Below are 12522 nucleotides of genomic sequence, written 5' to 3'. Positions count from 1 at the left end.
ACAGCAGTGAATGGCTGCCGTTTTATTTGGTGGTTTAGTGAAGGTAATAAAAAACCCCGAGTAAAACTCGGGGTTCTGTCTGGGGTTCATGCGTTGCTATGGACGCAAGATTATTCCCATTCGATGGTTGCTGGTGGCTTACCAGAGATATCGTAAACCACGCGTGAGATACCGTTTACTTCGTTGATAATACGGTTAGAAACCTTACCTAGGAAATCGTACGGTAGGTGTGCCCAATGCGCCGTCATGAAGTCGATGGTCTCTACAGCACGTAGTGATACCACCCAGTCATACTTACGACCGTCGCCCATTACGCCTACGGAACGTACTGGTAGGAATACCGTAAACGCTTGAGATACCTTGTTGTAAAGATCCGCTGCGTGGAGCTCTTCAATAAAGATAGCGTCCGCACGACGTAGCAAATCACAGTACTCTTTCTTGATTTCACCAAGAACACGAACACCTAGACCCGGACCAGGGAATGGGTGGCGGTAGAGCATTTCGTAAGGTAGGCCAAGTTCTAGACCAATCTTACGCACTTCATCTTTGAACAGCTCACGTAGTGGCTCAACAAGACCCATAGCCATGTCGTCTGGCAGACCGCCCACGTTATGGTGAGATTTGATTACGTGCGCTTTACCTGTCTTAGAGGCAGCTGACTCGATTACGTCTGGGTAGATGGTACCTTGAGCGAGCCATTTCGCATTTTTCAGCTTCTTCGATTCTTCATCAAATACATCGACGAATACGTGACCGATGGTCTTACGCTTCTCTTCAGGATCAGATTTGCCTTCAAGTGCTTTTAGGAAACGCTCTTCAGCATCAACTTTGATGATGTTTAGGCCAAACTTGTCGCCAAACATGTCCATCACTTGCTGACCTTCGTTTAAACGAAGTAGACCGTTATCAACGAAGACACACGTTAGCTTGTCACCGATTGCACGGTGAACCAGCATTGCTACGACTGATGAATCCACACCACCAGATAAACCGAGGATCACTTCATCGTCACCCACTTGCTCTTTAATACGAGCAACGGCATCTTCGATGATGGATTCTGAAGTCCATAGACGCTCACAACCACAAACACCAAGAACAAAGTTCTCTAGCATTTGTAGGCCATTTTTAGTGTGCGTTACTTCTGGGTGGAACTGAACGCCGTAGTATTTTTTCTCTTCGTTCGCCATTGCTGCGTAAGGACAAGTGTCTGTTTCACCTACTTTGGTGAAACCTGCTGGAATCTCAACCACTTTGTCACCGTGGCTCATCCACACATCTTGAGTGGCTTCAAGATCTTTGAAAATAGCTGACTCACCAGACACTTTAACTGCTGCATAGCCAAATTCGCGCTCGTCAGAAGTCGATACTTTGCCACCTAGCTGTTCAGCCATGGTTTGCATGCCGTAACACACCCCCAGTACTGGCACGCCTGAATCGAATACATATTGAGGTGCGCGAGGAGAGTTATCTTCTGTCACGCTCTCTGGGCCACCAGAAAGAATAATACCGTCTGGGTTGAATTCACGAATATCCGCTTCTTCAACATCCCAGCTCCAAAGCTCACAGTAAACGCCGATTTCACGTACGCGGCGCGCAACAAGTTGAGTGTACTGCGAACCGAAATCTAGGATCAGAATACGTTGGTCATGAATATTTTTAGTCATTGAGGTTAATCTCGATATCAAATTTGGTGGATGGGGAGCAAATCTCGCTCCCCATAAGCTTTAAATTTCAACTCAGGGTCAATTAACCCAAGCGATAGTTAGGTGCTTCTTTGGTGATTTGTACATCGTGCACGTGAGACTCTTGCATACCCGCGCCCGTGATGCGTACGAATTCCGCTTTGGTGCGCATTTCTTCAATCGTTGCACTGCCTGTTAGGCCCATACTTGAACGTAGACCACCCATTTGCTGGTGAACGATCTCTTTTAGGCGGCCTTTGTACGCGATACGGCCTTCGATACCTTCTGGTACCAGCTTGTCTGCTGCGTTGTCTGACTGGAAGTAACGATCTGAAGAACCTTGAGACATTGCGCCCAAAGAACCCATACCACGGTAAGCTTTGTAAGAACGGCCGTTGTAAAGAATCACTTCACCCGGTGCTTCTTCAGTACCCGCAAACATAGAACCAACCATCACACAAGATGCGCCCGCCGCAATCGCTTTACAGATATCACCAGAGAAACGGATACCACCATCAGCAATCACTGGCACGCCATATTGGTTCGCCACTTCCGCTGCGTCTGCAATCGCGGTAATTTGTGGAACGCCTACGCCAGTTACGATACGAGTCGTACAGATAGAGCCTGGGCCAATCCCCACTTTTACTGCGCTAACGCCCGCTTCAATCAGGGCTTTGGCACCCGCTGCTGTTGCAACGTTGCCGCCAATGATATCAAGATTCGGGAATGCCGCTCGTGTATCACGAATACGTTGTAAAACACCTTCTGAGTGACCATGTGAAGAGTCAATCAACAGTACATCAACACCGGCTTCAACCAGTGCAGCAACGCGTTCTTCGTTACCCGCACCCGCACCAACCGCTGCGCCTACGCGTAGACGACCTTGCGCATCTTTACATGCGTTTGGTTTACGTTCTGCTTTGTGGAAGTCTTTTGCCGTGATCATACCGGTCAATTGGAAATCATCATTCACAACCAGTACTTTCTCAACGCGGGCTTCATGCATTTTTTCTTGCACTTCAGCGCGAGTTGCACCTTCTTTTACGGCAGCCAAGTTTTCTTTTGGCGTCATGACAGAAGAGACTTTCTTAGAAAGGTCTGTCACAAAACGTACGTCACGACCAGTGATGATACCCACTAGCTCATTGCTTTCAGTAACCACAGGGAAACCAGCAAAACCGTGCTTGTCGGTCAGCGCAACCACATCCGCGATGGTCGCATCAGGGCTTACAGTGACAGGATCCGTTACCACACCCGCTTCAAACTTCTTCACTTTACGAACTTCAGCAGCTTGCTGTTCGATAGACATATTCTTGTGAATAAAGCCAATGCCACCTTCCTGCGCAAGTGCAATAGCGAGACGAGCTTCCGTCACGGTATCCATCGAGGCAGAGATCATAGGAATGTTCAGTGTGATGTTTTTCGTCAACTGAGTGCGAAGATCAGCTGTGTTTGGGAGAACGGTGGAGTGAGCTGGCACGAGTAGTACGTCATCGAATGTCAGCGCTTCTTTGGCAATTCTTAGCATTTGCAATATCTCACAATATGTAGAGGTAAAAAGAACAATCCAATCTCATCGTTTCGCATAATGAGGGCAGCAGACGTTGAGTAACGTGCCACATTTGGATTAGATATTGCGGACGGATTATACGGCCAACGCAATCGCTTGGCCACAAATTTTTTAATTTTTTTCTTGCATTTACCCTCTTGATATGTATTATATTGCGGCTAACCTCCATACCCACGTCTACGGGATTAGTTTTGTCTTCTCTGACCAATCCAAACATCTTCACCGTCTCACGTTTAAATTCTGAAGTTCGTTTATTGCTTGAAAACCAATTAGGCATTGTTTGGTTAGTGGGAGAGATTTCTAACTTCTCTGCGCCGGTTTCTGGTCACTGGTATTTCACCCTCAAAGACTCAATGGCTCAAGTTAAATGTGCCATGTTTAAAGGGAATAACCGCCTCGTTTCTTTTAAGCCAACCAATGGTAATCAAGTGTTAGTCAAAGCACGTCTTTCGTTGTACGAGCCACGTGGTGATTATCAGTTGATCATCGAAAGCATGCAGCCAGAGGGCGATGGTCGTCTGCAACAGCAATTTGATGCATTAAAAATGAAACTGGCCAGCGAAGGGCTTTTCGCTCAATCCACGAAATTGACGATCCCAGAACACCCTAAATGCGTCGGTATTATTACCTCTAAAACTGGCGCCGCGCTTTACGACATTCTCGATGTACTGAAACGCCGAGATCCTTCTCTTCCTGTGGTCATTTATCCGACTCTGGTACAAGGAGAAGAGGCCGCCATTCAAATTGCTCAAGCAATTGGACGTGCAAACAGCCGTAACGAATGTGACGTATTGATTGTCGGCCGTGGAGGCGGTTCACTGGAAGATCTTTGGTGCTTTAACAACGAGATTGTTGCTCGAACCATTGCCGCCAGCCAAATCCCGATCATCTCTGCGGTTGGTCACGAGATTGATGTGACAATTGCGGACTTTGTTGCAGATTTGCGTGCGCCAACACCATCCGCAGCTGCAGAACTGGTTAGTCGTGATAACAGCCACAAAGATCAAGCCTTAATCAGCCGCGAGCAAAAACTGCATTCTGCCTGGCGTCATTACCTCACCGAGCAAAATCGCACCATCGTCTCGCTGAGCCATCGACTAGAGAAACAGCATCCTCGCTATCGCTTGATGCGTCAGACTCAACAAGCTGATGAGTTGCAGATCCGCTTACAACGAGCGATGGAAAAGTATCTGGCACAACGAGAACAAAAGGTCTCTCGTGTTCAGCACAAACTGCAATTACTCTCGCCTGTTCGTCAAATCAGTGAACAAAAAAATGCACTTGCACGAGTGGAACAGAAGATGATGGATGCTATGGACCGCAAGCTGCTAAGGTTGCGCCACCAGATCGCGATCGCCGCGGAGAAGCTCGACACTGTAAGCCCTTTGGCAACACTGAAACGAGGCTACTCTATTACTCAAAGTGAATCAGGCGAAGTGATTACGCGTCAATCACAAATCAAAACGGGCGACACTTTGGTCACCCGCCTATCCGATGGTGAAGTACGCTCTACTGTGAACTAAGCCATGGCTTAATCTGTGGTTTTCTCTTTGAACTGAAAGCGGATTCTTGATTTCGATTTAAGCTCGTTGCAGTGATTACAGAAGTAATTGGCCGCACCGCACGCTTGCAGCTTCTCTAGCTCAGCTTCGCATTCTGGACAATAACCAATCTTACTAAAGTCTTTATGACAAGGCTCACAGTGATAGTGATCATTCCACTCTAATGCTTGTGCACAAACAGGACACTTATTCTCATTCATTACCTAATACTCTTGTCTGTTGTTCTGTTACTCAGTTCAGCCTTGCGCTAATTTTCTGGTGGACACGCTTTATCTGATACATACGAATATCAGCACTGCGAATTAACTTATCCAATTTCGCTAAACGTTCACCTTGAGCATAGTCAGCGCCAATACTAACGGAAACAGAATAATCTTCTAGCAGCAAAAACATTTTGATCTCGCCTTGCAATTGCTGATAAAACCGGTCGAAATCTTCTTGCTCTTCAAACTGGCACACCGCGACAAACTCATCGCCACCATATCGAGCAATCACCGCCTGTTTCGGAAAGTGTTGCATCAGCCATTGCGCCAAACTCACCAAAACCTTGTCACCCACATCGTGACCAAATCGATCATTAATGTATTTAAACTCATCAACATCGACGAAAAAACACCCTACCCCACGTGCGCTTTGCCGAGCACCAACGAGTAAAGGCTCTGACTCCGAATAGAGAATTCTTCGGTTGTAGCATTGAGTAAGCGGATCTCGATTCACATGGTAATGCAGTTGATCCTCAAGATGGTACTTTTCTAACGCAACTGAGTAGAGAGCAGCTAGCAGATGCAAAATCTCAAGTTCTTCTTTAGCGGGACTTGATGGCATTTCACTGTAAATAGCAAAAGTCCCTAGCACTTTCTTTTGTCGCGATAGGATTGGCACAGACCAACATGCAGCAAGGTTGGCCGCTTCCGCTAACGCGAGATAAGGCTGCCAATTCGGGTGTTGGTAGATATCACTGACGACGACAGATTTGCCACTATAGGCAGCAGCGCCGCAAGAACCTACATTTTTACCGATAACAACCCCTTCAATCGTTTGATTGTAGAAATCTGGAAGATTCGGGGCGTATTCTACGTGAAGGGTGTTTTTGTCAGGATCTAACTTGAGAATCGAGGCCTTTCGAGATCCAAAAAGAACCTCTGAAAGTTCGACGATCTCGCCGTTTAACTGATCTTTGTCCAATCCCAAGGCCAGTTTGCCTAATAGCTGGTTGATCGACTTATGAGCTTCCAATAGTCTGACGGTATCCATAGCAGCGCTCTAGTGTACTAACTTTACTCAATATTATTATGATTTATCCTAGCATTGTTGATTCACTCAGCAATGCTACGGTATGGTTATCGACAGTTTAACAGAACGATAACATCATTAATACGACCTCAGGCACGCTTATCGGATCCTATCTTGATCGTCTGGTTATTACATTTTGATCAGCGATCTACTCAAAAAAGAATATTTATATAACCACACCCCGAAAGCATAAGTTACATATGCTGCATATCAATTTCAAACAGACAAAAATACCAATCTGATAGCTAATAAACGACAAAAACAGAATTTAACGCAAAGATCATTTTCCATTCAGGTTTGCTTTTTTCTGACAGCGACTAATCGCCTCTTGTTTTTGCAATCTAAGAGATCTCAACGACTCAATGGTCATCAGTTTGATGAGCTTGAGATTTCCTGTTGCTGGATACAGATATAAAAAAGCCCAAGTCGATGCTTGGGCATTAGGTGTAAAAAACAGCTTATTTCTTGCGGTTTTTCACCGCGCTCATCATACGCTTACGCGCACGCTCTTGAGACAAAGTCATTTTGCTTGAGCGATTTTCAAATGGGTTATCACTGTTTTGGAACTGGATGCGAATCGGTGTACCCATGATATCTAGTGACTTACGGAAGTAATTCATTAGATAACGCTTGTAAGAATCCGGCAGATCACGAACTTGGTTACCGTGAATCACAATGATGGGTGGGTTGTATCCACCAGCGTGCGCGTATTTCAGCTTCACACGACGGCCACGAACCATTGGCGGTTGATGATCTTCTGTTGCCATCTTCATGATACGTGTCAGTACCGATGTCCCTACACGAGTGGTTGCAGAGCGGTAAGCTTCTTGCACTGATTCAAACAAATGACCAACACCCGTACCATGCAACGCAGAGATGAAGTGAATGCGAGCAAAATCGACGAAACCAAGACGGCGATCGAGCTCTTTCTTCACATTCTCTTTCACTTCGTTATCCAAGCCATCCCACTTGTTCACAGCAAGAACAATGGAGCGACCAGCATTCAGAGCAAATCCAAGCAAGCTTAAATCTTGGTCTGAAATGTTCTCACGCGCATCGATAATCAATAGCACAACGTTGGCGTCTTCAACCGCTTTCAGGGTTTTAACAACAGAGAATTTTTCAACCGTTTCATGTACTTTACCGCGACGACGAACACCTGCTGTGTCGATCAACACGTATTCGCGACCATCACGTTCCATTGGAATGTAAATAGAGTCACGCGTGGTTCCCGGCATGTCATACACAACAACGCGTTCTTCACCTAGAATACGGTTTGTCAGTGTCGATTTACCTACGTTTGGACGACCGATAATCGCCAACTTGATCGGCTGGTCTTGAAGACGTTTTAATGATGCTTCCGCATCTTCTTCAGAAAAATCTTGCTGTTCTGCGTCTTCATCTTCAAATTCGGTCAGATCTTCTAGTTCACCTTCCGCATGAGAGCTCAGCAGATCGTCGAAAAAAGGATTCAGCGCACGTTCAATTAGCGCTGTCACACCGCGACCGTGAGCAGCGGCAATTTGGTACATTTCACCCACACCAAGTTGCCAAAAGTCCGCGCTGGCGGCATCCGCATCGATACCGTCCACTTTGTTCACCACCAACATAGTGGCTTTTTCAATTTTACGTAAGTGGGCAGCTATCGCCTCATCGGATGGCGTCAATCCTGCACGGCCATCCACCATGAACAGCACAACGTCAGCTTCGCGGATCGCAGCAAGTGACTGTTCTGCCATTTTGGTCTCAACGCCTTCTTCAGAACCATCGATACCACCGGTATCAATCACAATAAAGTCGTGCTCACCCACTTTGGCTTGGCCATACTTACGGTCTCGCGTGAGGCCAGGAAAGTCTGCAACCAACGCATCACGTGAGCGAGTTAGTCGGTTAAATAACGTAGATTTTCCTACGTTAGGACGTCCAACCAAAGCAACAACAGGTATCATAACAACCTCTACATTCATCTTCGTTCTGTAGTTATAGGTAACCACTTGCTCGACCACTAGGAACCAGCTTTTTACCTATAACCACAATCTATTTATTAGTCATCAACATCGCTAAATAAAAATCTAGCAACAAAACGGCTCCTAACTGTCACCAGCCAGGAGCCGAATGTGAATTATATCACGATTATTCGTTAATCGTCAGTTTCTTTACATTGCCGTCACGCGTGGTAATGACATAGCCATCTGGCAATACCGTAGGTCCAACCGAAAAACCGCTGTCATTGATCATCTGCTGAGCCACGAACTCACCAGAAGTGCGATCAAGCCAATGTAAATAGCCTTGGCTGTCACCGACTACAACATAGTTATTCACGATAACTGGTGCGGTCAACAAACGATGCTCTAGCTGTTCATTTTGCCACAACTCGGTGCCACTGCGTGCATCGACCGCCACGAGGTGATCTTTGTCAGTCACAACAAACAAACGGCTGCCATCGGTCGCCATATCGATTGCCGATGAGTAATTGCGCTTCCAAACAGCATTGCCTGAACGTAAATCAAGTGCGATTAACTGTCCGTTGTAGCCCACGACATACAGCGTGCCACCCAAAACGATTGGTGACGAATCCACATCCACTAAACGATCGATTTCAGTCGCGCCTTTTGGTGTACCAACAGGCTGTTGCCAGATCAACTGACCACGCTCAACAATAGCCGCCGCTAAACGGCCATTCGCCGTTCCCCAAAACACACCACCTGATACCGCCGTCGGTGTACTATCGCCGCGCAGAGTCAAGTTAGGTACTTCAGTGCTGATGGTCCACTTTTGTTCGCCATTATCTTGATCGAAGGCCATCAATACGCCATTGCTGGTATTCACAATCACTAGACCATTTTCAGCAACGGGCTTTGCTAAGATCTCGCCGACCACAGAGATGCGCCAAGAGACCTCACCAGTCGCTTCGTCCAAAGCGATCAGCTCACCATTTTCACTGCCAATGTAGACGCGGCCGTAAGCGGCGGTTAAGCCACCAGACAATCTCGCTGTGTCGCCTTGCTTGACGTTTTGGCTCCACAGTTGCTTACCTGATGTTGGATCCAGAGCTCTCACTACACCATCACGACTGGCGATAAATAGCTTGTCGTAAGCATATTCAGGAGAGAGTTTAGAGAAATAATGGCCTACACCATTACCGACACTGGTACTCCAAGCTGATTGCGGAGTGAACTGGCTATTCACCTGTGGCAATGGCGCCATTACAATGGTGTCTTCTTCACTGGCACAACCCGCCAACACACCCACTGTAATCATGCCTAATAAGGCTTTCCTGACCATTTTCTTCATGCCATGAAGTCCTTATTTTGCCAGATCATCCAATTTCATTTGCAGAGTTTGACCTGCATCAGCGGCTTGTTGCGCTTCAGAGTAAGCGGCATAAGCGGCTTCTTTGTCACCCTGACGCAAAGCAATATCACCACGCAATTCTGCTACTCGGCCAGCCCAGCTAGCGTCTGTCACTTTTGCTAGCTCAGCTTTCGCTGCATCAAAATTGCCTAACTCTGCTTCTACTCGCGCAATACGGTAAGTCGTTAACGGAATAAGAGCCGCATCTTTGCTGTTGCTCTGAGCCCATTTTAGCTGGGTTAGCGCAGCATTAAGATCACCAGCGGTTACTTGTGCTTTAGCCAGTTGTAACGCCGCCAGTACCGAATACTCTTTGACGTCATTAGAGGCAATGAAAGCTTCAACATCCGCAGCCGCTTCAGCGCCTTTCGCCTGTAATGCATTAATTGCGGAAGTATAATTTTGTGAAGCAGCTTCACGCGCTTGCGTTACGCTATCTTGGTAGTAACGCCAGCCAAATAGACCACCGAGACCAACAACGGCACCGATGATCACGGCTTTGCCGTTCTCTTTCCACCAATCTTTTATCGCTTCAACTTGTTCTTCTTCAGTATTGTAAACTTCCACTTCCTGTCCTCTTTAAAACTGATTCAATGGCAGCGAAACCGCTGCTATTGTTGTGACTGCTGCCAGAGCTTAAATCAGCTCAGCAATTTTGCTGGCAATCTCTTGCTGTGAATACGTAACTTGCTCACCACCAGCGAGATCTTTCAATACAACGGTGTTGTCTGCAACTTCATTCTCACCCAGTACTAGGGCTACAACCGCGCCCACTTTGTCAGCACGTTTAAATTGTTTCTTAAAGTTACCACCACCAAAGTGGTTCATCACGCGAACCCCAGGAATGGCTTCACGAACTTGTTCCGCCAACTTCATGCCAGCCATCATAGTGCCTTCACCCGCAGTGACGACGTAAACGTCCACACTACGACGAACATCCGTCAGCTCTAACGTTTCCAACATTAGCACTAAACGCTCTAAGCCCATCGCAAAACCCACCGCAGGTGTCGCTTTGCCACCAAGTTGCTCTACTAGGCCATCGTAACGGCCACCACCACAAACGGTACCTTGAGAGCCTAGACTTTCCGTGATCCATTCAAAAACCGTGCGGTTGTAGTAATCCAGACCACGAACCAAGCGTTCGTTGACTGTGTATTCGATACCCGCCGCGTCAAGAAGTTCACACAAACCCGCAAAATGTTGCGTTGACTCTGGATCTAAGTAGTCAGACAAACGTGGCGCATCACCCAAAATCGCTTGTACATCTGGATTCTTGGTATCCAATACACGTAGTGGGTTAGTATGCATACGACGTTTGCAATCTTCATCCAGCACATCGATATGTTGCTCAAGAAATGCGATCAGTGCAGTGCGATAGTTTGCGCGCGCTTCCAACGAACCAATCGAGTTCAGCTCTAGACGCACATGTTTATCAATGCCAAGTTCACGCCAAAGACGCGCAGTCATCATGATCAGCTCTGCATCGACGTCAGGGCCATTGAGACCAAAAACTTCTACACCACACTGGTGGAATTGACGGTAACGACCTTTTTGTGGACGCTCGTGGCGGAACATAGGACCCATGTACCAAACGCGCTGTTCTTGGTTGTACAGCAAACCGTTTTCAATCCCGGCACGCACACAACCCGCGGTGCCTTCTGGACGTAATGTTAAGCTGTCACCATTGCGGTCTTCAAAGGTGTACATCTCTTTTTCAACCACATCAGTCACTTCGCCAATAGCACGGCTAAATAGATGCGTCATCTCAACGATTGGCATGCGCATTTCATTGTAACCGTATGCGCTAATTACGTTCTTCACTGCGCCTTCTAGCTTCTGCCACAGTGGTGATTGAGTTGGGAGACAATCATTCATGCCTCGAATTGCTTGGATTGTTTTTGCCACAATAATTACCGTAATTTGAATGACTTCGTTGAGATTTAGTTTTGCACTTTAATGTCGATGCGGTTGCTTTCATCCATGCGTGCCGCTTTGGCACGGATCTTCGCTTCTAGTTGATTCACCAGATCTTCATTGTCGAAGCGCTCTTTTTGACGTTTACCATCTTCGTAAAAAGCGCTCTTCTTGTTGCTGCCAGCCAGACCGAGATGCGATACCTCAGCTTCACCCGGACCATTCACAACGCAACCAATGATGGAGACATCCATCGGAGTAATGATGTCTTCAAGTCGCTCTTCCAGTGCATTGACCGTGCTGATGACATCAAATTCCTGACGTGAACACGATGGACACGCGATAAAGTTGATGCCTCGCGAACGAATTCGCAATGACTTAAGAATATCAAAACCCACTTTGATCTCTTCAACAGGGTTCGCCGCCAAAGAGATACGTAGCGTATCGCCAATACCTTCCGCTAAAAGCATGCCTAAGCCAACCGCCGATTTCACTGCACCAGCACGAGCACCACCCGCTTCTGTAATGCCGAGATGCAGAGGTTGATCGATTTTCTTCGCCAACAGTCGGTAAGAATCCACCGCGAGGAAAACGTCTGACGCTTTCACACTGACTTTAAATTGATCAAAGTTGAGGCGATCAAGAATATCAACATGGCGCATGGCAGACTCGACCAAAGCTTCTGGTGTCGGCTCGCCATACTTCATTTGCAGATCTTTCTCTAGCGACCCACCGTTGACACCGATGCGAATTGGAATGTTTTTGTCACGCGCGCAATCAACGACTGAGCGAATGCGCTCTTCATTACCAATGTTGCCCGGGTTGATGCGTAAACAATCCACCCCGTATTCGGCCACTTTCAGTGCGATACGATAATCAAAATGAATATCGGCGACTAATGGAATCGATACTTGCTGTTTGATCAGCTTGAAAGCTTCAGCCGCATCCATCGTCGGAACAGAAACACGAACAATGTCGGCGCCGACATTTTCCAATGCTTTAATTTGAGCAACGGTGGCTGCTACGTCCGTAGTGCGAGTATTGGTCATGGATTGCACCGCGATTGGCGCACCATCACCGATTGGAACATCGCCCACATAAATTCGCGTCGATTTACGACGGATAATTGGAGATTCGTTGTGCATAA

General features: G+C 47.0%; 10 protein-coding genes. 1 reads left to right on the top strand and 9 read right to left on the bottom strand.

The features are described from left to right. Positions 1-110 precede the first annotated feature (110 nt). Both guaA and guaB read right to left on the bottom strand, forming a co-directional pair. Positions 111-1664, bottom strand: a complete 1554-nt coding sequence (gene guaA, locus LZU85_RS11720; RefSeq protein WP_017419991.1) for a glutamine-hydrolyzing GMP synthase — start codon at positions 1662-1664, stop codon at positions 111-113. A gap of 82 nt (positions 1665-1746) precedes the next feature. Then, positions 1747-3210: an IMP dehydrogenase gene (gene guaB / locus LZU85_RS11715; protein WP_013572343.1), complete on the bottom strand. Its 1464-nt coding sequence runs from the start codon at positions 3208-3210 to the stop codon at positions 1747-1749. Positions 3211-3443: 233 nt separating this feature from the next. Between guaB and xseA the strand changes: the two genes are divergently transcribed. Next, positions 3444-4775 (top strand): exodeoxyribonuclease VII large subunit, encoded by a 1332-nt coding sequence (xseA, locus tag LZU85_RS11710; protein WP_176298030.1) that lies wholly within the window; start codon positions 3444-3446, stop codon positions 4773-4775. A gap of 8 nt (positions 4776-4783) precedes the next feature. On the opposite strand, the gene LZU85_RS11705 is transcribed toward xseA, so the two are convergent. From LZU85_RS11705 to ispG, 7 genes are all read right to left on the bottom strand, one after another. Then, entirely contained in the window at positions 4784-5014 is a 231-nt protein-coding gene (locus LZU85_RS11705; protein WP_237287142.1) for a zinc ribbon domain-containing protein, read from the bottom strand. Positions 5015-5045: 31 nt separating this feature from the next. Continuing rightward, positions 5046-6068 carry a sensor domain-containing diguanylate cyclase gene (locus LZU85_RS11700; RefSeq protein ID WP_237287141.1) on the bottom strand — a complete coding sequence of 341 codons (1023 nt, stop codon included), beginning with the start codon at positions 6066-6068 and terminating at the stop codon, positions 5046-5048. 497 nt (positions 6069-6565) lie between these two features. Next, the gene (gene der / locus LZU85_RS11695) at positions 6566-8056 is read right to left on the bottom strand and encodes a ribosome biogenesis GTPase Der (RefSeq protein WP_176298033.1); all 1491 of its coding nucleotides are present in this window, start codon (positions 8054-8056) and stop codon (positions 6566-6568) included. 184 nt (positions 8057-8240) lie between these two features. Further along, a complete protein-coding gene (bamB, locus tag LZU85_RS11690; protein ID WP_176298034.1) occupies positions 8241-9401 on the bottom strand; it encodes an outer membrane protein assembly factor BamB in 1161 nt (386 codons plus the stop codon). A 12-nt stretch (positions 9402-9413) separates the two neighbouring features. Next, on the bottom strand, positions 9414-10028 hold the full coding sequence (locus LZU85_RS11685) for a YfgM family protein (protein WP_045627619.1): 615 nt from the start codon (positions 10026-10028) through the stop codon (positions 9414-9416). Between the two features lie 69 nt (positions 10029-10097). After that, complete coding sequence (gene hisS, locus LZU85_RS11680; protein WP_011078525.1) at positions 10098-11366, bottom strand: histidine--tRNA ligase; 1269 nt, start codon at positions 11364-11366, stop codon at positions 10098-10100. 35 nt (positions 11367-11401) lie between these two features. Further along, on the bottom strand, positions 11402-12520 hold the full coding sequence (gene ispG / locus LZU85_RS11675; protein ID WP_011078526.1) for a flavodoxin-dependent (E)-4-hydroxy-3-methylbut-2-enyl-diphosphate synthase: 1119 nt from the start codon (positions 12518-12520) through the stop codon (positions 11402-11404). Positions 12521-12522 lie beyond the last annotated feature (2 nt).

Origin of the sequence: Vibrio floridensis (assembly GCF_021852965.1) — a bacterium.
GTDB classification, from domain to species: domain Bacteria; phylum Pseudomonadota; class Gammaproteobacteria; order Enterobacterales; family Vibrionaceae; genus Vibrio; species Vibrio floridensis.
Note: the sequence above shows the minus strand (reverse complement) of the source record. Positions and strands in the feature narration are given on the sequence as shown.

What these genes read in the sequence shown, in the direction of transcription:
- bamB (WP_176298034.1), bottom strand. Translation starts at nt 9,401, where the DNA reads ATGAAGAAAATGGTCAGGAAAGCCTTATTAGGCATGATTACAGTGGGT.
- der (WP_176298033.1), bottom strand. Translation starts at nt 8,056, where the DNA reads ATGATACCTGTTGTTGCTTTGGTTGGACGTCCTAACGTAGGAAAATCT.
- guaB (WP_013572343.1), bottom strand. Translation starts at nt 3,210, where the DNA reads ATGCTAAGAATTGCCAAAGAAGCGCTGACATTCGATGACGTACTACTC.
- ispG (WP_011078526.1), bottom strand. Translation starts at nt 12,520, where the DNA reads ATGCACAACGAATCTCCAATTATCCGTCGTAAATCGACGCGAATTTAT.
- LZU85_RS11700 (WP_237287141.1), bottom strand. Translation starts at nt 6,068, where the DNA reads ATGGATACCGTCAGACTATTGGAAGCTCATAAGTCGATCAACCAGCTA.
- LZU85_RS11705 (WP_237287142.1), bottom strand. Translation starts at nt 5,014, where the DNA reads ATGAATGAGAATAAGTGTCCTGTTTGTGCACAAGCATTAGAGTGGAAT.
- guaA (WP_017419991.1), bottom strand. Translation starts at nt 1,664, where the DNA reads ATGACTAAAAATATTCATGACCAACGTATTCTGATCCTAGATTTCGGT.